Source organism: Mesorhizobium sp. M0898 (genome assembly GCF_040319695.1).
Classification (GTDB): Bacteria; Pseudomonadota; Alphaproteobacteria; order Rhizobiales; family Rhizobiaceae; genus Mesorhizobium.
Genome location: NZ_JAMYOE010000019.1, coordinates 24690 through 49995, shown reverse-complemented (window position 1 = coordinate 49995; position 25306 = coordinate 24690). Strand labels below are relative to the sequence as shown.

Sequence of the window (25306 nt, the reverse complement as noted above, 5' to 3'; positions counted from 1 at the left end):
GGGAGCCCTACCCGCCGACGCCTCGCGAGGAGCTTACCCTCCCCCTTGTGGGGAGAGTCGCTGCGAAGCAGCGGGGTGGGGGGTACGAAAAGAGCCGCTGTACAGCGGCTCTTTTCGAGTCAGGCACAGCCCCAAACCCTTTGCTCACCTCTTCAAATTCACCACGATGACGCCGCCCAGCGCCAGCGCGCCGCCGAAGATGCCAAGCAGCGTCGGCACCTCGCCCAGCCAGAAGAAGCCGATCAGCGTCGCCATCGGCGACACCAGATAGAGGAAGTTCGAGGCACGCGCCGCGGGCAGGCGGGAAAGCGCTGTTGCCCAGGCAGCGTAGGCGATCAGGCTGGGTACGATGCCGAGAAAGATGACGGCGCCGAGCCCGGCGGTGTCGGCGACCGCCGCCTGCGCCAGACCGCTCGGCAGGAACGGCGACAGGCAGAGCGCGCCAAGCACCATGTTCGAGGCCGAGATCGTCAGCGGGTGATGGTGGGCAAACAGCGGCTTCTGGACGATGGTGTTGACGGCCGAGCACAGCGCCGAGCCGAGGACAAGCAGCGCACCATTGTTGAAATGCAGCCCTTGCCCCTCGCCCATGGCGATGATCCCGATACCGGCGAAGGACAGGAATGTGCCGGCCCAGGCCAGGCCCGAGAAGCGTTCGCCGAGCAGCGCCATGGCCATGATGGCGGTGAAGATCGGGCTGACATTGATGATGAAGCCGGCCGCACCGGCCGAAACGGTCAGCTCGCCGAAATTGAGCATCACCGTGTAGAGCGCGACGAAGACGGCACCACCGAAGACAAAGCGCCAGAGTTCATCGAGCCTGGGCAGCGCCGGCCGCTTGACCGCGAGGAAGATCGCCGCCGGAACCGCGGCGATGGCAAAGCGCAGCGCGCCAAGTTCCAGCGGCCCGAAAGCGGCAAGGCCGGCGCGGATCGCCGGAAAGGCGGAGGCCCAGCCGACCACCGTCAGCGCCACCGCGATGGCAGCCGTGGCATCCATGCGCTGTGTCGTATTCAACGTGCCGGTGTAAGCGCTCATCTGGGTGTCCTCGCGATCCAATGCCATGAAGTAGAGAAACGCTATTGCGGGTCGGTTGACAAACGAACAAATCGAGGATCACCTGTGACTATGGATCACAGCTTAGACCCGATGCTGCCGCTCGAAACGCTGCGCGCCTTCGACGCCGCGGCTCGGACCGGCAGCTTTTCGGCGGCGGCCGAGAAGCTCAACATCACTCACGGCGCCGTCAGCCGGCAGATCGCCAAGCTCGAGGGTTGGCTCGGGCTGAAAGTCTTCGATCGCGGCGCGCGCGGCGTCTCGCTGACCATCGAGGGCAACCGGCTGCATCTGCGCACCACCGAAGCCTTTGCCCTGATCGCCAGCAATTCGGATCGCTGGGTCGAGCCGCGCGGCACGGCGGTGGTGCGGCTGACCTCGATCCCTTCGGTCAGCGGGCTGTGGCTGATGCCGCGTATGGCGGCGCTGGAGAACCACCCGTCCAAGCTGCGTATAGTGCTCGACGTCGACATCCGCCAAGGCGATCTTGCCGACGAGGGCATCGACCTGTCGATCCGCTGCGGGCGCGGTCGCATTCCGGGCCGGATCTCGGTGCAGCTTTTCGAAGAATATGTGTTCCCGGTCGCCTCGCCGGAATTGGCCAGGGAGATCGGCCGCGGAGATCCTGCCCGGCTGCTCGAATTTCCGCTGATCAACGATTCCGACGCTTCGGCCTGGCGCGCCTGGTTTGCGGCGCAGGAGATGGACTATCGGCCGCGGCCGCACGACCGCCGTTTCGAGGACTACAATCTGGTGCTCGACGCCGCCGCGCACGGGCTCGGTATTGCGCTGGCACGTCCGCCGTTGACGGTGGACCAATTGAAATCGGGCCGCATCGTCGCCGTCGACGAACGCAGTGCGCTGAGCCCGATATCCTACTGGCTCGACCGGCCGCTGGGGCGCCCGCGCGCCGCCGCCGCCGAACTCGCCCGGCGCATCGCCGTCCAGGCCGGGCTGCCAGCGAAGAAGATCGACCAGTTTATCACCGCCGAGGAATGAGAAGCGCGTCGCGTTCGACCGGCCTCATGCGACGCGCTTCAGGTTCTTGTGTTTATGCATGTCGCGCAAAACCGCTGCACACTTTTGCGCGACATGCATTGGCATCCGCTTTGCCGGCTTGTTCGAGCAAGTGTCACCAGAAACAGAACCAGGCGAGGCCAACCGAGCTTGACCTCGCCGCAATTTGTGGCGATGACATCGTCATGAATTTCGGCACCACCCCATGATGAACCGTTTCGAAGGACCCGGCGGCAAGGAAGCCCGCATCCGCTATCTCGACGGCGACTTCCAGGTGACCAGCCCCGGCGCCTTCGTGCGCTGTGCGGTGACCGGCGAGAGCATCCCGCTCGACGAGCTCAAATACTGGAGTGTCGCCAGGCAGGAACCCTATGTGAACGCCGCCGCCTCGCTGCGCCGCGAGATCGAAGCGCATCCGGAACTGCGCCGCCGACGCTAGTCCAGCGCAAATGTAAGCCGCCCCGTTGCGATCCTGCGCCCTCTGCCGCGGCGTCAGGCCGGCAACCTTAGAGGCCATGAAAATAAAAAACCCGCCTCAAGCTCGAGGGCGGGCCACCGGCGAATCATCACCATACCCAAATTACTAGCATAGCTGCCGGCACAAAGCAAGAACAAAATACGCTCGACCGGCGGATAGCTGCAAATTCCAGTCCCGCATTGCCTCGGTGCTCACGCTTCTGGTCAGCCTTTAAGCCGGCGCTGCCGCCAGGCATCCAGCGTCTCGTCGATGATGCGTTGCGGCACATGGTCGAGCTCGAAGACGGTGTCGATCTCCAGCACATCGAGCCCCTCGAGGAATTCCGGCGGTGCCGCGCCGTGACGCAGGCGGGCAGCGTCCTTGGCGGTGGTAATGAGACCAAGCCCGGCTTTACGTGCTGTCGCCGCCAATTCGGCAAGCTCGTCCGCACTGTAGAAATGATGGTCAGGAAACGGTCGGGTCAGCGCAAGCTCGCCGCCGGCCTCGGCTACGGTGTCGAAAAACCTGTCGGGATGGCCAATGCCGGCGAACGCCAGGAACCGCCTGCCGGCCAGCGTCACCTTGCTGCTCGGGGCAGTGTGCGCCTCGAAGATCGGCCTGCCGGCGCGCGCTGCCTGGCGCACGACCGTATCGGCCGCGGTGCCCTCGCCCATCTTCAGCAAGGCGCTGGTGAAGACCAATTGGTCGACGATCTTTGCCCGCAGCGGCCCGCCGGGGATGACGCGGCCATTGCCGATGCCATGTCGCGCGTCGACGACGACGAGCGCATAGTCGATGTGGATGCGCGCGCTCTGAAAACCGTCATCCATGATCAGGAAATCGCAGCCGAGCTTCTCCAGCAGAAGCCTGGCGCCGGCGGCCCGGTTCGGCGTCACCGCGACCGGGGCGTGTTCGGCCAGAAGCAGCGGCTCGTCGCCGACATGCTTGGCGGCATCGTGGTGCGGATCGACGATATGCGGCTGCGCGAAGGAGCCGCCATGGCCGCGCGACAGGAAACCCGGATTAAGCTGCATGCGCCTGGCCTGCTCGGCCAGCGCGATCGCCACCGGCGTCTTGCCGGTGCCGCCGACGGTGAAGTTGCCGACGCAGAGCACCGGCGCCTCGACCTTTTCACGCGGCGCGTGCCGCATGCGGCGACCGGCGACAAGCGCATAGACGGCGGAGAGCGGCGACAGCGCCGTGACCCGCCAGTCCGGCTCTTCCCACCAGAAGGGCGGCGCTTCCGAGGTCACGTCAGCGCCCGTTCGCGCCCTTCAGGCGCGACTTGACGACCAGCGGCTGGATATAGGGCTCGAGCGACCTGAGCGTATGCGCCAGCGCACCGCGCATCTCGTCGACCGTCGCCGCACCCGCCGCCATCATCTCATGGCGGGCCGCCTCGTTGGTCAAAAGGAAATTAACGGCGCCGGCCAGCATATCGCGGTCGCGCACCAGCTTGGCGCCGCCGCTATCGAGCAGGCGCTGATAGGCCTCGCGAAAATTCTGGACGTTGCGGCCGGCAAGCACCGCTGTCTCCAGCATGGCTGGTTCCAGCGGGTTCTGGCCGCCCTCGGAAGTCAGCGAACGGCCGACAAAGGCGATTTCCGTCAGCCTTAGATAAAGCCCCATCTCGCCGATCGTGTCGCCGAGCAGAATATCGGTGTCGGCGGTGATCCTGTCGCCCTTGCTGCGCTGCGCCAGCTTCAGGCCCATGCCGGAAATCTGGGCGGCCAGTTGCCCGGCGCGATCGGGATGGCGCGGCACGATGATCGTTAAAAGCCCGTGGTGGCGCTTGTGCAGCATGGCGTGAACTTCGGCGGCGACCGCCTCTTCGCCGTCATGGGTCGAGATCGCCGCCCAGGTCGGGCGGCCGCCGATCTGGCGTTTCAGCGCCGCCAGTGCCCGCTCGTCGGCCGGCGGCGGCGCGGTGTCGACCTTGAGATTGCCGGATACAGTGACCGGCCTGGCGCCGAGCGAAAGGAAGCGCTCGCCATCGAGGTCCGACTGGGCAACGACATGGGCGAGATTTTCGAACAATGCTTCGGCAATGTTGGCGCGCTTCTTCCAGGACTTGAAGGAGCGGTCGGACAGCCTGCCGTTGACCAGAACCTGCGGCACGCGGCGGGCGCCGAGTTCCAGGATGGTCATCGGCCAGATCTCCGATTCGGCGATGATCGCCAGGTCCGGCTGCCAATGGTCGAGGAAGCGGCTGACCGCCGGCTTGAGGTCGAGCGGCACATATTGGTGGATGATGCGGTCGCCCAGCCGTTCTTCGGCGACCTGCGCCGAGGTGACCGTGCCCGTCGTCAGCACGATGTTGACGCCGTAATCGAGAATGCTCTCGACCAGCGGCACGACGGCGATGGTCTCGCCGACGCTGGCTGCATGGATCCAGATCACCGGGCCTTCGGGGCGCTCGCGTCCGGCGACGCCGTAGCGTTCGCGCCGGCGAATGCGATCCTCCTTGCCTCTGGAAGTGCGCCAGGCGACATAAGGCCCGGCCAACGGGTAGGCGGCCGCCCCCGCGAAACGGTATGCGGTCAGGAAGGCGCGCGCCCAGCGCACACTCATTTCGAACCGTCCACAAGGCGATAGGCCTCGGCGGTCGCGGCATTAAGCGAGGCCGTGACCTCCTGGCGCTTGCGTTCCATTTCGGCGGCGTCGGCGTTGGCCGGCACGAAGACAGGCGTGCCGACGACGATCGAGGAGCGGCCGAAGGGCAGGTTGATCGTCGTCTTGTCCCAGCTGCCCTCGATCACCTTGCGGCGGCTGGTGGCTATCGCGGCAGGCAGGATCGGCCGGCCGGACAGCCGCGCCAGAAGGACGACGCCGAGCCCCGCATCGCGCGGCGTGCCGTGGGGAATATCAGCAATCATGGCGACATTCTTGCCGGTGGCGAGCGACTTTTTGAGGGCGATGAGCGCCTTGGCCCCGCCCTTGTCGAGATGCCTTGCGCTTTCGCGCCCGCCAGAGCCGCGCACCGCCTCGATGCCGAATTTCTCGACCATCAACGCGTTGAGCTCGGCATCGGCGCTGCGCGATACCATGGCAACCAGCGGCCGTCCCTTGGGATAGTAGGCCGGGGTCAGCAGGTGCTGGCCGTGCCAGAGCGCGATGATGCCAGGCTCGAGCTGCGCATAGGCGCCGCCGGAAAACTTGGCCGATCCGTCAACCATGCGGTTGGTCAAGCGGACAAGGCGGACGAAATACGCAAACAGCGCGGCAAGCGCATTCTTGACGAATCGCGACTGCGCCAGCGGTTCGCGGATCTTGCGCCAGAACGTCTTCGGCTTGCGACGTCTGACCGCCGACCGCGGGGCTGATCGCTTGACCGCTTCATGGTTCATCGATGTCAACCGACAGCCTTGTTTTCGGGGTCGAGGAGGCGGTGCAGGTGAACGACGAAATAGCGCATATGGGCGTTGTCGACGCTAGCTTGCGCCTTGGCCTTCCAGACGGCGTGCGCCGATTGGTAGTCCGGATAGATGCCGACAATATCGAGCGCGTCGAGATCGCGGAATTCGGTGCCGCCCAGCTTCTTGAGTTCGCCGCCGAACACCAGGTGCAAAAGCTGCTTCTTTCCGTCTTCAGCGGCCATGTCGATCCTTCACATATCGTGAGTTTGGGACAGGTCTAGACCAAAGCCGCCGACTTTGGAACTATTGATAGTGGTCAATTGTCAGCCCGGCGATGACGCCGGCGAGCACGGCGAGGAGTTCGCCGCTGCCGGCGGCGAGCGGTCCGTGACGGATCACTTCGCCGGCATAGAGCGGCGCGCGGCCATGCCGATCGAGCAAGGCGCCGCCTGCCTCGCGCAGGATGAGATCGGCCGCGGCGATGTCCCAGTCATGTGCGTTGGCCTTGACGAAGGTGGCATCGAGCTGGCCGCCGGCGATCATCGCCAGCCGGTAGGCGAGCGAAGGAATATAGGGCCCGCGCTTCAGCCGTTTGTGCCATTTCGCCGGCATCAGGTCGATCATCGCCTTCGGTCCGGCGATTTCGGCCGTTTCCGCCGGCGGACGCACGCTGATGCGCCTGCCGTTCAGGAATGCGCCCTCGCCCGGCAGCGCCCAATAGATTTCGCCCTTCGCCGGGCAGTCGAGTACACCGGCAAGCGTTCGACCGTTCTCGACCACCGCGACGCTGACGCACCATGTGGGCAGGCCCTCGAGGAAGCCGCGCGTGCCGTCGATCGGATCGACGACGAAAGTGCGGCGCGCGACAAGCCTTACCGGGTCGTCGACGGTTTCCTCCGACAGCCAGCCATAATCCGGCCGGGCCGCCAGCAAGGTCTCGCGCAGATATTTGTCGGCGGCGTGATCGGCTTCGCTGACCGGCGAGGTGCCGCCCTTCATCCACACTTGCGGATTGTTGTTGAAGTATTGCATGGCGATGAGCCCCGCCTCGCGGGCGGCATCGCGCAACAGCTGCAGGTCTTCAGTAGCGCCGGCCGAGACGGCCGGGTCAAGCTCCGGCAAGGGTCATTCCTTCGATCAAAAGCGTGGGCGCGGCGGTGCCGAAATTGCGGTCGAGATCGCTCGCCGGAACCATGTTGAGGAACATCGTCTTCAGATTGGAGGCGATGGTCACCTCGGCGACGGGATAGGCCAGCTCGCCATTTTCGATCCAGAAGCCGGAAGCGCCGCGGCTATATTCGCCCGTCACCATGTCGACGCCCTGGCCGAACACTTCGGTGACGTAGAAGCCGGTCTTGAGCGACTTGATCAGCTCTTCCGGCGTATTTTCCCCGGGCTCGATGGCGAGATTGGTCGACGACGGCGAGACCGACGAGCCGCTGCGCGAGCCGCGCCCATTGGTGACGAGGCCAAGTTCCCGAGCCGCCGAAGTCGACAGGAACCAGTGGTTGAGCACGCCCTTGTCGACCATGAACAGTTTTTCGCCCTCGACGCCTTCGCCGTCGAACGGGCGCGAGGCCTGTCCACGGCGCCGGAGCGGCTCGTCGGTGACGGTGATTGCGGCCGAAGCCACCTTCTTGCCCATCATGTCGCGGAGAAAGCTGGTCTTGCGCGCCACCGCGGCGCCATTGATGGCACCGGCAAGGTGGCCGGCAATGCCGCGCGCCACACGCGGATCGAACACCACGTCGACAGGCCCGGTCGCCGCCTTGCGCGCGCCAATGCGGCGTACAGCGCGCTCACCGGCCTTGCGGCCGATGTCTTCCGGCGCGTCGAGATCGGAAAAATGCTGGCGCGAGGAGAATTCGTAGTCGCGCTCCATGCCGGTGCCCTCGCCGGCGATCACGCTGGTCGAGCGCGAAAAACGCGAGGCGACGTAATGGCCGACGAAGCCGTGCGAGGTGGCGAGCACCAGGCCGCCAAGCCCGGCACTGGCGCCACTGCCGGCCGAATTGGTGACGCCCTTGACGGCAAGCGCCGCCGCTTCGGCGGCAAGCGCTGCTTCCTTCAACTGGTCCGCCGACACCTCGGTGGCGTCGAACAGATCGAGGTCGCGCGGTTTCTTGACCAGCAAGGCCGAGTCGGCGAGGCCCTGATAGGGATCCTCGGGGGACACCTTGGCCATGGCGACCGCGCGCTCGGCCAGCATATTGGGGTCGGATGCCGCTGTTGCCGAAACGCTGGCTACCCGCTTGCCGACGAAGACGCGCAGCGAGACGTCCTCGCTCTCGGACGCCTCTGTGCCTTCGACCTTGCCAAGCCGCACCGACACGCCGGTCGAGCGGCCACGTACCGCAACGGCATCGGCGGCATCGGCGCCGGCCCGTTTGGCAGCCTCGACCAGGGCCGCGACGCGATCGGTCAGTTTCGCTGCGTCGAGCGTATCGGTCATGCGCATGATCCTGTTATTTCCGGCCGGCTGAAGGGCAGCCGCTGCTGCACCATCTATTGTCCCGATGCCGCTTCTGCAATGGGAGAAGCGGACAATCAGGAGGCATCTAGCCCCAGGTCGGCGCGACCGATCCAGAGATGGTGCGTCCTTCCAGACGCACAAAGGACGGCTTAGATCCGAGGTGGCCGTGACCGAAAGCCGCGACGGCGGCACCGCTGCCGGCGACGAGTCGAAGATGCGGCGCGTGCGACCGTCAGCCTGTAGAGTTGGGATCGGCTGGATCCACCCACGGGCGGCCCAACCGTGTCACCATCGCCGCGTACCCGACGGCACCTGCCGCCCAAAGGAAGATGCCAAGCTCTTTGACAGCGTCTTCGGCGATGTCGACCGCCGAACCCGGGCTAGGAAACAGCTCTCCCAGCTGGTCGATCGCTGCTGACATCGCGAGTAGGAAGCCTGCGGCCACAAATACGATCGAGCCGTCGAATGTCTTCCGTCGCAGCCGAAAGAACCAGAACAACCCGGCGACGGCGTAGGCAATCATCGTAACAATCTCTGGTATCGCGACAAACGGCAGCACGTCCTCATGGATCAACAACAGGTCATCGAGGCCCATGACCAAGGTAAGGCCGCCGAGAAACGTGCAATCCCATCGGTGCGTGAGCAGACCGGCAAACAGGGTCGCCGCGCCGGTGCCGATCCACAGTGAAGCACCTAGGGACGAAATCCACCCCGTATAGAAGCCGACATCCGCGGCTGCAGATGGATCTCGATAGAAGATTGTAGCGTCCAGACCAAGAGTTTGCGCGACGAACAGCGCGGCCAAGAGCATCACAACATTAATCGCCACGGCCGCAAGTATGACCAGGCGCCAGGACATTGTCCATTCGCTGCTATGTTTTGCGTTCAGCGCGTTTTTGTCTGGCATTGTGCCGAAGGCCATTCTGAGTACGACGGCCGATAGCTCCGCGGCGCCGAGAACCCCGCCAGCACTATGCCGGCCCACCATGATCGTGGCAACACACGGAACGGTTGCAGCGTCTCGCACATGACAAGGTCGTCGCGGTGCAGTTCCTGGCCAGCGCCAACCAACGCACCATGCCGCTCGAAATGTTCATCGGCTTGCGCGAAAAGCTCTCCCCGGCAATAGCGCCGCCGCCACGCTGATGATGGAGCTGTCGATAATCCTCCTGGTCGTCGCCAATCTTCTGGCTCGACGGAGCCGGCGGCGGCCTGGACCGACCATCTGATCCTGGCTTTCAAGCCGGGCGAGATCGGCTTGTCCAACCTTCCTCAGGGACCAGCCACCGGCGTCCAGATCACGTCGTCGATCCTGAGCGCGCCGGTGGCGAGCATCACCAGCCGGTCGAAGCCGAGCGCCGCGCCGCTCGCCTGCGGCATGATGGCGAGCGCGGCGAGGAAATCCTCGTCGATCGGGTAGCGTTCGCCATAGACGCGCTGCTTCTCATCCATTTCGGCGGCAAAGCGCCGGCGCTGCTCGGCCGGATCGGTCAATTCGCCAAAGGCGTTGGCGAGCTCGACGCCGCAGCAATAGAGCTCGAAGCGCTCGGCGGTGCGTGGATCGTCGGCGCTCGGCCTGGCCAGTGCCGCCTCCGAGATCGGATATCCGAAAAGAATGGTAGCGCACCCCTGCCCCAGCGCTGGCTCGATTTTTTCGACCATCACCCGGCTGAACAGGTCGGCCCAATTGTCGTCGGGCGCGGTCCGCAATCCGGCCTGGACCAGGGCGGCATGCAACCCCGCGCGGTCGGTGCTGCCATCGGCTGCAACCGTCGCCAGCAGATCGATGCCGGCATGGCGCATGAAGGCTTCGGCGACGCTCAACCGTTCCGGCCCGGCGAACGGATCGGCCTCGCGGCCGCGGAAGCTAAAACACTTCGCTCCGACCCGTTCGGCCGCCAGCGCTACGAGCTCGGCGCAATCGCGCATCAGGCTCTCATAGGTCTCGCCGACGCGGTACCATTCGAGCATGGTGAACTCAGGATGGTGCAAGGGGCCGCGCTCGCGGTTGCGCCAGACAGCCCCGAGGCTGAAGATGCGCTCCTCGCCGGCGGCAAGCAGCTTCTTGCAGGCGAATTCCGGCGACGTGTGGAGGTAGAGCGGCTGGCGCTGCCCGTCCGGCCCGATCGCCTCGGTGGCAAAGGCCGACAGGTGCGCTTCATTGCCGGGCGAGACCTGCAGGGCCGATGTATCCACCTCGACGAAGTCGCGGCGGGCGAACCAGTCGCGCATCCCGGCGGCAATGGCATTGCGCAGGATCAGCCGCGGCCGGCGGTCGGCGTGGACATGCGGCGTCCACCACGGCGAGGCGGCGGTCATCGGCTTCAGGGGAATTGCACAGAGGGCTGGCGATTGCGGCCAAGATGCGCTAGGCCGCACGCAACGGCCTCTCCAGCCGATTTGCGCCAACAAATTTTATCAGGATGGAAACCCGTGAAGGTCATCGCCAGCTCCTTACGCAAAGGCAACGTCGTCGAAAAGGACGGCAAGCTTTACGTGATCCTCTTTGCCGAAAACATTCATCCTGGCAAGGGTACGCCGGTCACCCAGCTCGACATGCGGCGTATCTCCGACGGGGTAAAGGTTTCCGAGCGTTACCGCACCACCGAGCAGGTCGAGCGCGCCTATGTCGAGGAGCGCGAGCACACGTTCCTCTACCGTGACGGCGAAGGCTTTCACTTCATGAATCCGGAGACTTACGACCAGGTCGCGGTGCCGGAAAGCGTGGTCGGCGACATGGCGCCCTATCTGGTGGAAGGCATGCCGGTGCAGATCTCGCAATACAACAACATCGCCATCTCGCTGGTACTGCCGCAGCGCGCCACTTTCGAGGTGGTCGAGACCGAGCCGGTGACCAAGGGCCAGACGGCGTCCTCGTCCTACAAGCCGGCAACGCTGTCCAACGGCGTGCGTACCCTAGTGCCGCCACACATCAGCGCCGGCACCCGCGTGGTGGTGATGACCGCCGATGGCGCCTATGTCGAGCGCGCGAAAGATTAAGGCGCGAAGTCTGACACGCCTCGCCGAAGGCGTCGCGGCGGCCGGTCATCGTCTACCGCTTTGTGCCAGGGGCTTTCGAGCATTGGGACGCTGCACGCGGACCGAAGCGTCAACGCCCTGCCCAGTTCTTTCCTATTGCACGACGCCAGCGGGCAATCTCTGAGCCTCGAGCAACGCCGACCGTCCCTTTCGCCAGGTGCCAGGTGGAATGCCGACGAACTTTTTGAAGGCGCGATTGAAGGCGGCTTCCGACTCGTAGCCGACCTCGGCACCCGCTTGCGCGATGCTCATTTCAGGGCGTTCGAGCAAGCGTCCTGCCAGTTGCAGACGCCAGCGAGCAAGATAGTGCATGGGCGAGACCTCGACATAGTGGGTAAAGCGGCTCGCAAACGCCGTGCGCGAGAGCCCTACTTCGCGGGCGAGCCGGTCCAATGTCCATTCCTCCCTGGGGCGAGCGTGGATGAGCCGGAGCGCCTCGCCGACATGTGGATCCCGTAGGCCTGACAGCCAGCCGCGCGAATCGTCGGGGAGGGTCTCGAGATGGCGGCGGATGATCTCGACAAACATCAGCTCGCTCAGCTTGGCGAGTATCGTTTCACAGCCCGCCCGCCCACTGCCACCTTCGACCAGCGCCAGCCGAAAAAGGTCGATAACCCAGCTGCTTCCATCGGCGGGCTTGCGGGCACACAGGATGGCCGGCAATGCGGCCAGGAGAGGATTGAAGGGACGCGCATCGCAGCCAAGATACCCGCAAATGAACCGGGTCCGCTCGTCTCCGCCGCCACCATGGATCACCGCGAACGGCAGGCTCTCGTCTATCGGCCGATAATACATCGCCATATTGGGTTCGCCCCGCGCCCCCGGCGAGGAGCTCAACACGTTCGGAACACCACCGGGGAAGACAACGACATCACCGGCGTTCACGAGCACCGGCGGCACCGAATCGTCTCCCAGCGCGGCCCAGCACGAGCCCGACATCACGGCATGAAAAGAAATGATGTGCTCTGCCTCCGGCATGATGGCGGCGGCAATGTCGGCCGTGCCCGGCGACTCGCCGACCCAGGGAGAGCTGGCGTCAACGTCGAAATAGATCGCACCGGTGAGGCGAACGGCTCGGAGCACATCGGAAAGGACATCCATGCACTACACCTCCGGAAACGATCGGCTACTCCCTTTGACAACGAGTTTTTCCGCCAGGCATCTCGAACTATCCGGCAATATGGCCGCCCGAGCAACTATCCATCCGGCCTAATCCTACTCTGAACGATCGGGCAACAGAAATGGACGATGTGACATTTGCGGGAACAGCGGACGGGATTAGCGTTTCATCGGCCGGCCGACAGGTCCAATAACAGGGAGGAATGTCATGAACGATGAAGACATCACCAAATTCGCAGCAAGCCTGCGAGGCGAAGTCATCCGCGCCGGCGACGCCCGCTATGACGAGGCCCGCAAGCTCTACAACGGCATGATCGACAAGCGGCCGCTGATCATCGCCCGCTGTGTCGACGTCGCCGACGTAATCACAGCGGTGAATTTCGGCCGCGACAACAATTTGCTGGTTGCGGTACGTGGCGGCGGCCATAATGGACCAGGATTGGGGAGCTGCGACGACGGTCTGGTGATCGACCTGTCGGCGATGAACGGCGTGCGCGTCGATCCGGATGCCCGCACGGCGCGGGTAGGTCCGGGCTGCACTCAGGGCGACCTCGACCATGCCACCCATGCCTTTGGCCTGGCCGTACCGGCGGGCATCATCTCGACCACCGGGGTCGCCGGACTGACGCTGAGCGGCGGCCATGGCTATCTGACGCGCAAATATGGCCTGACCATCGATAACCTGGTCGAGGCCGATGTCGTGCTTGCCGACGGAAGCTTCGTCACCGCCAGCAAGGAGCGGAACCCCAACCTGTTCTGGGCGCTTCGCGGCGGCGGCGGCAATTTCGGCATCGTCACCAGCTTTGTGTTCAGGCTCCACCGGGTCAGCATGGTCTTTGCGGGGCCGATCGCATGGGATCAGCGCCACGCCCGCACCATCATGCAGCATTATCGCGAGTTCCTGCCGAACGCGCCCGAAGAACTCGGGATCTTTCTCGGGCTCAAGACCGTCCTCTCGAGCGCACCCTTCCCGGAAGAGTTTTGGGGAAAGCGGATGTGTCTGCTGATGTGCTGCTACAACGGCCCGGAGGAAAAGGGCAGAGAGGCACTGGCCCCGCTGCTCGATGCGCTGCCCGCGCCCTGGTTCAACTGGATGGGAACGATGCCCTATCCCGCGGTGCAGAGCATGTTCGATGGGCTCTACCCGAAGGGAATGCAATGGTACTGGCGGGGCGATTTCGTCAAGACGCTGTCCGACGAGGCGATCGACGCCCATCTCGAGCAGGCGGCGAAGACGCCGAGCGAGCTATCGCTCATGCATCTCTACCCGATCGATGGTGCGGTCCATCGCGTCGGCAAAGACGAGACACCCTGGAATTACCGTGATGCGACCTGGTCGATGGTCATCGCCGGGATCGATCCGGACCCACAGAAAGCGGGGCCGGTGACGCGCTGGACCAAGGCCTACTGGGAGGCCGTGCATCCGTTCGATCTGGGTGGCGCCTACCTGAACTTCATGATGGATGACGAGGGCGATGCAAGGCTCAAGGCGGCTTATGGCGACAACTATGAGCGCCTCGCTACGCTGAAAAAGAAATACGACCCGAACAACCTCTTCCGGGTGAACCAAAACATTCGACCGGCTGCTTGACGGCGGCTCTCGTCAGGCCGGCAAGCGTACCGGCCGGCCCAGCTAAGGCTCGGCCGGTACGATAGCTTGCCGGTCAGGACGCTCTGATCCAGACCAGCATCTCGCCGGAATCGTGGTGTCCCGGGCGAAATACGGCATGGTGACTTCTGCTGCCTCGACCGCCGGTGATTTTTCAAACGCCTCTTTCCTGTCAACAGCCGACAGCGTGACGACGCCGCGGGGCACGTTCGAGAGCTGACTACATTTGAAACCAGGCCAGACGACCGCCGAATGGCGTCCAATGAGCCATGCCGGCTGCTTTTCAGGCTACCCCGCGTTTCTGATCGTGGTGGGCCGCGTACTGTCCATGCACAAGTCCGGACCTGTTTGGCGACACCATCATTGACTTGATCGTTCGCACATGATCGACAAAATGACCCGGAAATGACCGAGATACAAAGCTTTCCTTCAGTTGTGCATCAATAAGCCGCGACAATTTTTAGCAATCTTTAGGCAAATTCTCAGGTTTATCGACAAACAGCAGACAATTCGGCAGCAGACAATTCGACACAACGGTCTTTACTGGATTTATGTGGATGGCAATGCATCCCTACTTGACACCGGGACAAGCTGAAGAGCTATGCTGAACATCGGTCGCAAGTTTGCGCGGAGGGAATCTGTTCATGGATTTCATCGAGAGTTGGTTTGGTATTTCCCCTGACGGCGGCGACGGATCGACCGAAGCTCTCTACATACTTGCCGTTGTCGCAATATTGGCGCTCGCATTCCACAAGCACATCGTGCAGTTCGCGCGCGGTTTCTTCGCGCGGAAATAGCCCGCGTACCGTTCGAGCCCAGCTTTATTCGTCTGACCAGAGTACAAACGGCACCAGTCGTCTGACACTCCAATACACTGTTGCCGCGCGAATCCCGTTGTTATCAGAGCGTTGCCCTGCGTTAGCTTCAGAGGGGAAGTCGATGCGAGGAATAGCGGCAATCCTGCGAGCACTGTTCTCCGCCTGGATTCCGGCACTGATCGAGATGGCTCGCCGTTTCTGTCGCCGGTGGCGGCTAGGGGGCGACCGCCGGGTCGACCAGAAAGGGTCCCGGGCGCATTGCGTACCGATCGATCACCCTGCTTTCTGCCGGCCTGACCCGCTGATCTACGATCAGTATTACCTGATCGGCCTTGGTCTCGCGGTCACCTGGGATAATCCCGATATCGAGCTACGCCAGGGTGGTGTGCCCGTTCCCGCCGGCAGGTTGCAGGCGGACACCGACTACGAGGTGCGGGTTCGCGTCTGGAACGCCTCCCCGGATGCCGTCGTCGTCAAGATGCCGGTCCATCTGTCCTATCTGTCGTTTGGCATCGGAACCGTGTCGAATCCGATAGCCACCAGGCCGGTCTCGGTCGGGGTGATCGGATCCGCCAGCCAGCCTGGGTTCGTCTCCTTCGACTGGCATACGCCGCGGCAAGCAGGTCACTATTGCCTGCAAGCTTTGCTCGACCCGGCCGATGACGCCAACTTCGCCAACAATCTCGGGCAAGAAAATACCGATGTCGGACTGGCCCAGTCGCCAGCAACATTTCAATTCGAGTTGCGCAACGCTACCCGTCGGCCGCATCGGTACCGGTTCACCGTCGATGCCTACACAATTCCGCCGCTCGGCCCCTGTCGCGACGACCGGCAGCCAACGGAAGAGACCGCCAAGGCGGAGCAAAAGCGCCGGCTGGCGGCACACTTGCCGTCAGCTCATCCCCTGCCGCCGGGCTGGAAGGTCGAGATTTCGCCTGACCTGCCGTCGCTGGCGCCGGGCGAACAGGTGACGATCACGGCGGTCGCTACGCCGCCGGACGGCTGGACCGGCCGGCAAGCCCTCAATCTGAATGCGTTTGACGAGGGTGACCGCGCCAGCGGCGGCGTCACCTTGACCGTCCTCAGCAGCTTGGAGCCGTGATGGCCACCGACGACAAATCCTGGACCAAGTGCACGACCGCCGACGAGGTGATTTCGGTCAACCAGTACATCAGCGCGGCGATTACCAGCGGCATATTCGCAGCCGTGATGGTCGTGGTGGTGGTCGCGATGGGCGAGCCGTGGTGCATACCGATCGCGCTGGTGGTGACTGAGATTGTGTGGATTCTCGCTTATTGCGACTGGTGGCTCAACAAACGGCTGGTTTGCCTGGGCGAGCCGGTGAGTATCGTCGGCATGGTCATCAGCATCGAGCCGCCGTCGGAAAAGACCTGGCCAGGAAGCCTGGACTCCGACTACAGCCTCAATTTGCTGCTGCCGAACAACCCGGTGGGCGTCTCCCAGGCCGTTGCCGCCGCCAGTGCCCCGTTCGGCTATCTGATGGCCGAAAACGCAATCACCTCCTCGCACGGCTTTCTGTTCACGGGGAACCCGGCGGAGGACAAGGTGACCGGAGTAAAGTCAGAGGCGCTGCATGTGGAGTTAGAAGGGGCATCGATCCATGACCTGCAGACCGTCAACATCCTCGCCCTAGCCGCGGCATTGATTGCGCTGGCGGTATGCATGTCGGGCGTCGGCGCGGTCGTTGCCTACGTGCTGGCGCTTCTCGCCTTGCTCGCCTCGCTGCTCGGCGCGGCCTTCAGCAGTTCGGACACCGCCAGTCCGAGCGATGCCGGCTTGCCGAGCATCGAGACCAACAAGGGCGACGGAACCGGAGCGACAATCCTGGGGGTGACCGGCCGGTGGGTCTATGATGCCGGACACATCCACGACAGCTTTCATGAAGGCCACAACGAACTGCATCCGGTCCAGCAGGCCCAGATTCTGGGACGGCCATGGGACGGCGACTGGCCCGACGATATCGACGAAATCGTTCGGGGCTACCAAGACGGCTACGCGCAGTCTCAGGATCCGCTCACCAAGGCGCAACAGGCCCGGCCCCGCTCCCGGTGGTCGGTCCATCCCTATGTTGACGGCTGCAACGACACCGTCCGGCCAGATCAGCCTCCGCACTAAGCCAGTCAGGCTGTTGGACACGATAGTTCGAATCCCGATACCGCGCTGGTTTACTCGGCCCTTGAGAATCCTTCAGCCTTCGGCAACATGGCGGCGAGGCTGAGAGCATGAGGATGAGCAAGGTCATTTCCGCCGCATCACGGCGTTCGCCGCGCAAGACACCGATGGCGCTGACCGAGGCGCTGGTCGCCCGCACCTTGCGTGCGGTCGAGGATGCCGGGCCGACGCCGGGCATGGTCTACATGACCGATGCCGATTACGTGCGCATTCGCGACGAGGTGCTGGCCGGCGCGCCGGGCGGGCCGGTGAAGCTGTTCGCCTATGGCTCGCTGCTGTGGAAGCCGGCCGGCGAGGTCAGGGGTGGCGAACGGGCCGTGGCGACGGGCTGGCACCGTTCGTTCTGTTTTACGGTGCAGCGCTTCAGGGGCACCGTCGAGCAGCCCGGCCTGATGATGGCGCTCGACCGCGGCGGCCAGTGTCAGGGCATGGTGTTCGAGGTCGCCGAGCCCGTGGCGGCCAATCTCGAAACGCTGCTGCGCCGCGAGATGACCATCCTGCCGGCCGTCAACGTGCCGCGCTGGCTGCAGGTCAGGACAGGCGGCGGCACGGGCCAAGCGCTTGGTTTCGTTGTCGATCCCGCCAATCCACGCTACGCTGGCAAGCTCGAAAAGCGAGCGATAGCGGCGACCCTGGCCACGGCCGTCGGCCATTGGGGTTCGGGCGCCGAATATCTGTTCGAGACCATCCGCCATCTCGACGCCTGCGGCATCCGCGACCGCAATCTCTGGCAGTTGCAGCAACTTGTGGCCGAGGAGATCGGTCGGGCGCGGTCGGGCTTCATTCGTCCCTGAGTCAGACCAGCATCTCGTCGGGCTCCCAGGCGAAATCGATGTTGTGCAGGTCGACGAGATGTCCCGCGCGCTCGCCGATGGCAGTATCGAGCATCGTGTGTCCTCCCTTCGGTTCTATGCCAGTGTGTTCGCCCATGCGCCGACAAAGGGCGGCAGCATGATGCACGTCTGCTGCTCGACAGCCTCGTTGCGCAGCCGCTCGGCGAGGGTATCGACTTCCACCTCGGCGGCGGTTGCGGTACCGACTGCCTCGGCCATCGGCAACAGGCTGCGCAACGTGCCGGCAATATAGTCGTAGATCGGCGAGTCGGGTCCGCTGCCGGCGAGGCCGGCGGAGTTCATCCGCGGCGCCGGCAGCCCTGCGCCGGCGAACACCATGGGCAGCCTGCCACCCATGTCGACCTCGAAACCCGCGCGCTCGATCGTGTCGATGATCCAGCCGCGGCATTTGCCGAACAGCGGCGCCTCTGGAAAACTGCGGGTGAGCGGCATCGCCATTTCCTGGACGGCGACGATGCCGCCAGGCCGCAGGAAACCGGCAAGCCTGCGCAGGGTTGCGGCCGGGTCGGGCAGATACATCAGGACAAGCCTGCCGATCACCGCATCGAAGCTCCCGTCGGGCGAGAATGTATCAAGCTCGGCCGTCGTGAAACGTGTCCAGTAACACTGGCCGGATTCAGTGGCGCGCCGCTCGGCAATGTCCACAGCCTCTGCCGAGCGATCGACACCAAGCACGCTTCCCGCCGGTCCGACCAGCCTTCCGGCCAGCAAGGAGACATCGCCTACGCCGCAGCCAATGTCGAGCACGCGCATGCCGGGTCCTATGCCCGCACTGCGCAGGACATGCTCGGTAAGGTCGTGAATGAGCGCTCCCTGCAGCTCCAGGCGCTTGAATTCGCTTTGCGTGTAACCCAACGCATAGGGACGCGGATCCATGGGGCTCTGATCACGGCCGGTCTTCGGCGCATGTTCGGCAAGCAGATTGTACATGTTTGACTCCATGATCGATTTATCCGGGATTTGTGACCGCTGGGCAGCCTGATGACCGCCCGGGGCCCGACCGTCACCATCGGAGATCGGTGCTACAACGTGATTTCCGGAATCGGGAATTGCGTTACGACTGAAACAGGCGCCCGTGCCTGGGGTACCACGCAAGCGGAGAACCACCCTGCGCCCGGCGTTCGGACGCCACTATGATTTCGGCGCCCGCGGAACGAACACGATATGCGGCGTCTTCGGCGGACGACCGGGCGGCACATAGTCCGGAACCGGCGTATCGTCTGCCGGGAGCGAAAGCACATATCGGTGGATGGCGCGCAGGTCGGGCTCGCTCATGGCACGCAGGTTGAACCATGGCATGGGCGGGCGCGTCTCGATCGTGCGCGCGAACTGTACCCAGTCGTCCTCATCCATGGTCCGCAAAAATTGGCGAAGATTGGTCGGGTAAGTCGTACCCCACGGCCCGTTGAAGCCGAGCGAATCGCCGATCAGCCATCGATCCTGCGGAACGTTGCCGGCCTTCTCCAGGTACCCTGGCGTGTGGCAGTCGTTGCAGCCGCCGATTTTCACCAGGTATCGACCGTGCTCGATCGAAGCGGTCGCGGACGCCGCGCCGACCTCACCCTGGTTGAGCGTTGCGGCGGTGAATGCTGCGGCCAGGCCAAGGGCGGCAATTGCGATGAGAGCTCTTCGTGTCATCAGCTTCTCCGCTGCTATTTGATGCCGACGATCATCGAGTGAGGCCCGGCGAGATGCTCGCAGCGGACCTCCGCAAAGCCCGCCTCCCGCATCCAGCCCATGCCGTCGGCGCGCGTGTAGTCGAACCCGCCATTGGTGTTGACCAGCATGTTGAGGCTCATCAGCAGACCCGCAGCGTTGTCCCGTCGCTCGTCATCGATGATCTGGTCGTAGACGATGAGCACGCCTTGCTTCGGCAGCGCGGAATGCGCCTTTGCCAGCAGCGCGCGCTTCACCTCCAGGTTCCAGTCGTGCAGGATATGACCCATCACCAGCACGTCGGCGGAAGGCAGCGGCTCGGCAAGGAAGTCGCCGGGATAAAACCGAAGCCGGTCTGCAAGTGCGTGCCGCTCCACATAGGCCTCGAACACCGGCCGCATCGGCGGCAGGTCGAAACCGCCGCCGGTGAGATGCGGATGGGCGCGGCCGACCTCGACCGGAAGCCTGCCTTCGGCTGTGCCGATATCGATGAAGGTACAATAGTCCGCCCAGGGAAAATGCCGGGCGAGCGCCTCCGCCACCTGAAGGCTGCCGCCGGTCATCGCCTGCGCGAACATCTTTACCTTGTCCGGGTCCGAAAACAGCATGTCGAACAGATCTTCGCCGTCCTGGGTGCCGTTTTGCGGTTTGCCCGTCCTGAGCGCGTCGGTGAGCGAGTCCCAGTTCGCGTAAAGCAGCTGACCGGCCCTGGCGAGCATCCCGCCAACATAGGTCGACTTGTTGCGGTCAAGGTAGCGGTCAGTCACGGGCGTGTTGCAGTAGACGTTGCCCTCGCGCTCAAGCATGCGCAGCGCAACCAGTGCGTCGAAGAAATCCTGCGCTCCCCGCTCATGCAGCCCGAGCCGGTTTCTCAGCGTTTCCCCTTCGAGGGGTCCGGCCGCCAACTCCGTGAAAAGGTCAAGTTCGACGGCGCTCAGCAACGTCTTCGATGCCCAGAAGCCGAGGCCGAGTTGCATAAGGCTTTCGGGCGACAGTTCTGCGACGTCATTCGCCTGTTTCGTTACCTCGGTGATGGTTGCGTCCATAAGATTTCTCCTTCCTCAAGAGACCATGACCTTTCCAAAAAGCCGGTTCCCGGTTTTTCGGGATCATGGTCTGGGCGCGGGAGGACCATCGACTGGCCCGGCTACGGGTCGATTTCAGCCAGGTGGGATTTTGGTTACGGTTGTAACGAAGAAATCCGGCCGGCCGTGATCAGCCTGAATGCAGATGGCGGGCAAGACATTGTGCGACGGCGGCCGACAGCAGCGGCTTCTTGATGACTTCGCTTATGCCGGCCGCCGTCAGTTGGCGCGACCGCAGCTGACGGCCGTAACCGGTCATCAGCACGACCGGAAGGTCGGGCCGGATCTTGTGCAACCGGCCGGAGAATTCGATCCCTGTGATGTCGGGCATGACCTCGTCCGTCAGCACCAGGTCGAAGCGTTCCGGATCGGTGCGAAATGCGCTGAGAGCCGCGGGGCTGCGGTCGAACCCGACCGGCTCGTAGCCGAGCGCGGCGAGCATTTCCTCCGCAAGTTGCATCAGCGGCGTGTCGTCGTCGACGACGAGGATCGTCTCGCCGTTGCCATGCTTGACCGGCACCTCGGCGGCGTCGCTCTCGTCCTCGTTCTGGGTTGCTTCGGCGGCCTCGATCCGCGGAAAATAGATCTCGAAGGTCGTGCCTTCGCCGGGCTTGCTGTTCACGTCGACCGCGCCTCTGTGCGCTATGACGATGCCGTGCACCGTCGACAGGCCGAGCCCGGTGCCTTGCCCTGCCGGCTTGGTCGTGAAGAACGGCTCGAAGATACGCTCGAGCGTCGCCTGATCCATGCCGCTGCCGGTGTCCCTGACGGCAAGGCGGAGGTAGCGCCCGGCAGGCAGGTTGCCGTGCGATAGCATCCGCGCCTCGACGAATTCCGTCGTGTCGAGACCGATTTCCAATGCGCCGCGGTTGTTCATCGCCTGCGCCGCGTTGGTGCCGAGGTTCATCACCACCTGCTGAAGCTCGGTCGGATCGCCCATCATCGCCGCATCCGCGGCTGCAAGACGCGTCTGCACTGAAAGCGTGGCGGGGAACGAGGCGCGCAGCAGGTCGATCGCTTCGGCAACCACGGCTTCCGCCCGCAGCGCGTGATGCTGCCGCTCGTGACGACGGCCGAAGGCGAGGATCTGCTCGGTGACGTCCTGCGCCCGCCTGCCGGCCTGCATGATCTGCTGGACGTAGCGCCGCGCGCGCGACTCCTTCAGCAGCACCGCCAGCGCCATCTCGCTGTAACCAAGGACGGCACCGAGGATGTTGTTGAACTCGTGCGCTATGCCGCCGGCGAGCGTCCCGATCGCTTCCAGCCGTTGCGACTGATTGAGCCGCGCCTGCAGTGCCTCACGCTCGCGTTCGTTGTGCTCGCGCACGATGGCATTGGCGAAAATCTCGGCCGCGGTGCGCAGCAGTGCAATGTCGTCGTCGGCCCAATGCTTTTCGTGCGTGACGGTATCGAGAGCCAGAAAACCCAACCGCTCGCCGGCATGCCACATCGGTATGCACAGCCACGATCGAAACTGGTGTGCCTGCAGCGATGCCTTCTCCCGCCCCTCGGGAAGCTCGCCGACGCGGGGAACGTCGATGCAGCCCTGCCGCTCGTGGTCGGCCAGCGTCCAGCGTGAAGCCAGCTCGATCATGTCCTTCGACAGATGGGGCGGCCTGCTCCCGCCCGGACGGCGATAGAAGTAGCCGCCGGAAGGATCGGCGATGTGGCTGACGAAAATCTGGGCGCCGTCGAGCCCGGCATGTTCGACCAGGCGCGCGAGGCCCTTGCTGATGCCGGCGCGGATGCGGTCACGCGGCAGATTGATGAACTGCGTGGAGATCGAGGCGATCAGGTCCTCGAATTCCAGCCGCTCGCGCAGGATCCGCGCGTTGCGGCGCAGGCGGGCGAACAGGTAGGCGACATAGCCGACGAGGCCCAACGCGGCGACATAAAGCAGCGTCTGGAACAGTTCGGCCCGCGCCGCGGCCCGCCCATGCGCACCGAGATAGACGTCCTGCAGCGCGCGAGCCCGCTCGCTCGTCGGCGCGGTCTGCAGGCGGGCGACGAGATCGTCGACCGCCGGAAGCCTGGTGACGATAAGCCGGCCGTGGGAGACGAGCGAGAGTACATCGCTTGCAGGCACGGCATCGACGGAGGGCCTTGCCAGCCGGTCGAGTGCGGCGGTTACGGCTTTTGCCGCGTCCGGCTGGGGATCGCTGATAAACCGCGACATTGCGACCATCAGGGCCCCTATCTCGACCGCTCGAAGGCCGTCACCCTCGCTCGTGAGACGACCGCTCATATAGTTGAAAAAGTTCAGCGAGTTCTGCAGCAGCGCGTTATCGGACTTGAACCTCTCGACGAGCGCTTCCTCGTCGCGGATCGCGGCGATGACTTCGGCGATCCGCTTGTCGATGTCCGCCCGTGTTTCGCCGCTTGCTGCGTCGCGGGCAGCCGGCAGCGTCTGCGTCGCCTCATCCAGGTTCTCGATCGACCGCACAAGCGGATCGTAGCTGCGCAGCAGCCCCGCGCGTGCCCGCAACACATCGCGCTGCAGCGCGGCGTTATAGAGGATGACGGTCCTGAGCGCATCGAGCGTGCGCTCGTGGCGCGCCGCATCGGGAGCCGTGCCCTGCACCAGGAGGTAGGTCAGGGCGATGAGCAGGCAGGCAACGATCGGCGCCAGGATGCGTAGCGACTTCATTGCTGCAGACGATCGGCTGCGCTGGTCAACGGCCGGCCGCGATACTCGCCCGTCAGTGTCCCGAGGAATTCGACGATGAGATCGGCATCGCGCTGGTCGAGCTCCCGGCCGAGTTGGTTGCGCGCCATGATCTTCACCGCGTCTGCGAGCGATGCGGTGCGGCCATCGTGAAAATACGGCGCCGTCACCGCGACGTTGCGCAGGCTGGGAACGCGGAACACATGGCGGTCGCTCTCGGCGCCGGTAACGGCGAAGCGGCCGAGATCCGCCTTGGTCAGGGTCTTCTGGCGAGCGAAGGGATCCCGGAAGATGCCGAATTTCTGAAACAGATTGCCGCCTACGTTGGCGCCCTGGTGGCAGGCGACGCAGCCATACGCTTTGAACCGTTGATAGCCGTGCTCTTCGTCGGTCGTGATGGCGTCGCGTTCGCCCTTGAGATAGCGGTCGAAACGGGCATCGGGCGTGATCAGCGACCGTTGAAAGACAACAAGCGCGTCGAGCACGTTTGTCCGGTCGGGAATGGCGCCGTAGACCCTCGCGAACCGCTGCGAATACTCAGCATTCGAGCGAAGCTTGGTCAGCAATTCCTCCCAACTCGTATTCATCAGCCTGTCATCGAGCAGGGCTGCCTCGTTCTGCTCCTCGAACGTGCGGAAATTGCCGCGCCAGTTCAGCCGGAAATCGAGCGCCGCGTTGAAGACGGTCGGCGTGTTGAAATCGAGCGGCTTGCCATCCGCCGCCACGGAACGGGCCAGACCGTCGTCGCCGCTGAGATCGAGCCTGTGACAGGAACTGCAGGCGACGACATCGCCATGCGACAGGCGGGCATCGTTGAACAGGCTCTCGCCAAGCGCGATCTTCGCCCGGTCGGAGGGGCCGCTGGCCGTGATCGGTGCAATCGGCTCGCCCATCGGCGGGGCCGGCTGATTGCTCTGGGCCAACGCAAAAGGTGCCGCCATTGCCAGGCAAAGCGGAACAAAAAGCCCCGCCCGAACCTTACCAATCTGCTGATGTGCCATCGAGCGAGCCTGCGGCAGGGTGTGCGATCACGTAGATCATCGGCGTTCACCAATAAATCGCCGAAAATCGACGTTTAATAAAGCAACGGCTCGGTCATGAGTTCCATGCTTGCGGACGGTGCGAGATGTCAGCCGAACAAAACATTCGCCACGAACAGCAGTCGAAAGGCAGTACCGAGCAGCCAGCGGCGCCGAAGCATATCCTTGTCGTCGACGACGACCCCGAAATTCGCGATATGCTCACCAATTACCTGGAGAGCCAAAACTTCAGGGTCAGCGCGGTCGCCGACAGCCAGGCCATGTCGCGCGTCCTCAATGAAAAGCCCGTAGACCTGATGATCCTCGACATGCGGCTTGCCGATGAGGACGGGTTCGACATCATGCGGCAACTCGGCAGTCCGCCGGAAGCGCCCATCATCATCATCACCGGCCACAGGTGCGACGAGGTGGATCGCGTCGTCGGCCTGGAACTCGGCGCCGACGACTACATCACCAAGCCCTTCGGCCTCAGGGAGCTGCTGGCGCGCATTCGCGCCGTGCTGCGGCGATCGCGGTCGACGCAGCCGCAGCCGCGCGGCAAGAAACCCATACGCTATCGTTTTGCCGGCTGGGAGCTCGACATGCGGATGCGGCGCCTAAGGTCGGCGGCGGGCGAGGCGACGCCGCTGACCGCCGGCGAGTTCAACCTGCTGGCAGCCTTCCTGAAATCGCCGCAGCAGATCCTGAGCCGCGAGCAGCTTCTCGCTGCCAGCCGCGTGCACGACGAAGAGGTGTTCGACCGCAGCATCGACGTGCAGATATTGCGGCTGCGCCGCAAGCTCGAGGTCAATCCGAGCGAGCCGAAGCTCATTGTTACGGAGCGTGGCGCCGGCTACATATTCGCGACTGCGGTCGAGGTACTTTGAGCC

General features: G+C 64.1%; 25 protein-coding genes. 10 read left to right on the top strand and 15 right to left on the bottom strand.

Annotated features, from left to right (window positions below):
• Positions 1 to 144: 144 nt before the first annotated feature.
• Positions 145 to 1038: a DMT family transporter gene (locus NKH90_RS19805; protein WP_352474383.1), complete on the bottom strand. Its 894-nt coding sequence runs from the start codon at positions 1036 to 1038 to the stop codon at positions 145 to 147.
• Positions 1039 to 1128: 90 nt separating this feature from the next.
• Here NKH90_RS19805 and NKH90_RS19800 point away from each other — a divergent pair, with 90 nt between their 5' ends.
• Complete coding sequence (locus tag NKH90_RS19800; RefSeq protein ID WP_352820502.1) at positions 1129 to 2055, top strand: LysR substrate-binding domain-containing protein; 927 nt, start codon at positions 1129 to 1131, stop codon at positions 2053 to 2055.
• Positions 2056 to 2278: 223 nt separating this feature from the next.
• Positions 2279 to 2512: a DUF2093 domain-containing protein gene (locus NKH90_RS19795; RefSeq protein ID WP_031211156.1), complete on the top strand. Its 234-nt coding sequence runs from the start codon at positions 2279 to 2281 to the stop codon at positions 2510 to 2512.
• 242 nt (positions 2513 to 2754) lie between these two features.
• Here NKH90_RS19795 and lpxK read toward each other — a convergent pair whose 3' ends face one another.
• The 7 genes from lpxK to NKH90_RS19760 form a co-directional block, all read right to left on the bottom strand.
• Entirely contained in the window at positions 2755 to 3783 is a 1029-nt protein-coding gene (gene lpxK / locus NKH90_RS19790) for a tetraacyldisaccharide 4'-kinase (RefSeq protein WP_352820501.1), read from the bottom strand.
• 1 nt (position 3784) lies between these two features.
• Positions 3785 to 5101: a lipid IV(A) 3-deoxy-D-manno-octulosonic acid transferase gene (waaA, locus tag NKH90_RS19785; protein WP_352474386.1), complete on the bottom strand. Its 1317-nt coding sequence runs from the start codon at positions 5099 to 5101 to the stop codon at positions 3785 to 3787.
• Positions 5098 to 5877: a lysophospholipid acyltransferase family protein gene (locus NKH90_RS19780; protein ID WP_023717166.1), complete on the bottom strand. Its 780-nt coding sequence runs from the start codon at positions 5875 to 5877 to the stop codon at positions 5098 to 5100. The genes waaA and NKH90_RS19780 overlap by 4 nt, the downstream gene beginning before the upstream one ends.
• A gap of 5 nt (positions 5878 to 5882) precedes the next feature.
• Entirely contained in the window at positions 5883 to 6128 is a 246-nt protein-coding gene (locus tag NKH90_RS19775) for a DUF4170 domain-containing protein (protein WP_023674378.1), read from the bottom strand.
• Between the two features lie 61 nt (positions 6129 to 6189).
• The gene (locus NKH90_RS19770; protein WP_352820500.1) at positions 6190 to 7008 is read right to left on the bottom strand and encodes a 3'(2'),5'-bisphosphate nucleotidase CysQ; all 819 of its coding nucleotides are present in this window, start codon (positions 7006 to 7008) and stop codon (positions 6190 to 6192) included.
• The gene (locus NKH90_RS19765; RefSeq protein WP_352685492.1) at positions 6995 to 8338 is read right to left on the bottom strand and encodes a TldD/PmbA family protein; all 1344 of its coding nucleotides are present in this window, start codon (positions 8336 to 8338) and stop codon (positions 6995 to 6997) included. Before NKH90_RS19765 ends, NKH90_RS19770 begins: the two co-directional genes overlap by 14 nt.
• 253 nt (positions 8339 to 8591) lie before the next feature.
• Positions 8592 to 9281: a DUF8692 domain-containing protein gene (locus NKH90_RS19760; RefSeq protein WP_352685493.1), complete on the bottom strand. Its 690-nt coding sequence runs from the start codon at positions 9279 to 9281 to the stop codon at positions 8592 to 8594.
• An 89-nt stretch (positions 9282 to 9370) separates the two neighbouring features.
• On the opposite strand from NKH90_RS19760, the gene NKH90_RS19755 reads away from it, so the two are divergent.
• Positions 9371 to 9505: a hypothetical protein gene (locus tag NKH90_RS19755; protein WP_352820498.1), complete on the top strand. Its 135-nt coding sequence runs from the start codon at positions 9371 to 9373 to the stop codon at positions 9503 to 9505.
• A 126-nt stretch (positions 9506 to 9631) separates the two neighbouring features.
• Here NKH90_RS19755 and epmA read toward each other — a convergent pair whose 3' ends face one another.
• A complete protein-coding gene (epmA, locus tag NKH90_RS19750; RefSeq protein ID WP_352820497.1) occupies positions 9632 to 10678 on the bottom strand; it encodes an EF-P lysine aminoacylase EpmA in 1047 nt (348 codons plus the stop codon).
• 114 nt (positions 10679 to 10792) lie between these two features.
• Here epmA and efp point away from each other — a divergent pair, with 114 nt between their 5' ends.
• Entirely contained in the window at positions 10793 to 11359 is a 567-nt protein-coding gene (efp, locus tag NKH90_RS19745; RefSeq protein WP_023674374.1) for an elongation factor P, read from the top strand.
• 132 nt (positions 11360 to 11491) lie between these two features.
• On the opposite strand, the gene NKH90_RS19740 is transcribed toward efp, so the two are convergent.
• Positions 11492 to 12499, bottom strand: coding sequence for an AraC family transcriptional regulator (locus NKH90_RS19740; protein WP_352820496.1), 1008 nt, complete (start codon positions 12497 to 12499; stop codon positions 11492 to 11494).
• Positions 12500 to 12725: 226 nt separating this feature from the next.
• On the opposite strand from NKH90_RS19740, the gene NKH90_RS19735 reads away from it, so the two are divergent.
• The 5 genes from NKH90_RS19735 (at position 12726) to NKH90_RS19715 (ending at position 17931) form a co-directional block, all read left to right on the top strand.
• Positions 12726 to 14108 carry an FAD-binding oxidoreductase gene (locus tag NKH90_RS19735; protein ID WP_352541563.1) on the top strand — a complete coding sequence of 461 codons (1383 nt, stop codon included), beginning with the start codon at positions 12726 to 12728 and terminating at the stop codon, positions 14106 to 14108.
• A gap of 662 nt (positions 14109 to 14770) precedes the next feature.
• Entirely contained in the window at positions 14771 to 14923 is a 153-nt protein-coding gene (locus tag NKH90_RS19730) for a hypothetical protein (protein ID WP_352474399.1), read from the top strand.
• 142 nt (positions 14924 to 15065) lie between these two features.
• Positions 15066 to 16046, top strand: a complete 981-nt coding sequence (locus NKH90_RS19725) for a hypothetical protein (RefSeq protein WP_023674370.1) — start codon at positions 15066 to 15068, stop codon at positions 16044 to 16046.
• On the top strand, positions 16046 to 17080 hold the full coding sequence (locus NKH90_RS19720) for a hypothetical protein (RefSeq protein WP_352817400.1): 1035 nt from the start codon (positions 16046 to 16048) through the stop codon (positions 17078 to 17080). The genes NKH90_RS19725 and NKH90_RS19720 overlap by 1 nt, the downstream gene beginning before the upstream one ends.
• Positions 17081 to 17193: 113 nt before the next feature.
• Positions 17194 to 17931: a gamma-glutamylcyclotransferase gene (locus NKH90_RS19715; protein WP_352817402.1), complete on the top strand. Its 738-nt coding sequence runs from the start codon at positions 17194 to 17196 to the stop codon at positions 17929 to 17931.
• A gap of 114 nt (positions 17932 to 18045) precedes the next feature.
• On the opposite strand, the gene NKH90_RS19710 is transcribed toward NKH90_RS19715, so the two are convergent.
• The 5 genes from NKH90_RS19710 to NKH90_RS19690 form a co-directional block, all read right to left on the bottom strand.
• A complete protein-coding gene (locus NKH90_RS19710; RefSeq protein ID WP_352474404.1) occupies positions 18046 to 18933 on the bottom strand; it encodes a class I SAM-dependent methyltransferase in 888 nt (295 codons plus the stop codon).
• A gap of 189 nt (positions 18934 to 19122) precedes the next feature.
• Positions 19123 to 19629, bottom strand: coding sequence for a hypothetical protein (locus tag NKH90_RS19705; protein ID WP_352474406.1), 507 nt, complete (start codon positions 19627 to 19629; stop codon positions 19123 to 19125).
• A 14-nt stretch (positions 19630 to 19643) separates the two neighbouring features.
• On the bottom strand, positions 19644 to 20693 hold the full coding sequence (locus tag NKH90_RS19700; protein WP_352820494.1) for a methyltransferase: 1050 nt from the start codon (positions 20691 to 20693) through the stop codon (positions 19644 to 19646).
• 169 nt (positions 20694 to 20862) lie between these two features.
• Entirely contained in the window at positions 20863 to 23379 is a 2517-nt protein-coding gene (locus tag NKH90_RS19695) for a two-component system VirA-like sensor kinase (protein ID WP_352820493.1), read from the bottom strand.
• Complete coding sequence (locus NKH90_RS19690) at positions 23376 to 24290, bottom strand: cytochrome-c peroxidase (protein ID WP_352820491.1); 915 nt, start codon at positions 24288 to 24290, stop codon at positions 23376 to 23378. The genes NKH90_RS19695 and NKH90_RS19690 overlap by 4 nt, the downstream gene beginning before the upstream one ends.
• Before the next feature lie 233 nt (positions 24291 to 24523).
• On the opposite strand from NKH90_RS19690, the gene NKH90_RS19685 reads away from it, so the two are divergent.
• The gene (locus NKH90_RS19685; protein ID WP_352820490.1) at positions 24524 to 25303 is read left to right on the top strand and encodes a response regulator; all 780 of its coding nucleotides are present in this window, start codon (positions 24524 to 24526) and stop codon (positions 25301 to 25303) included.
• Positions 25304 to 25306 lie beyond the last annotated feature (3 nt).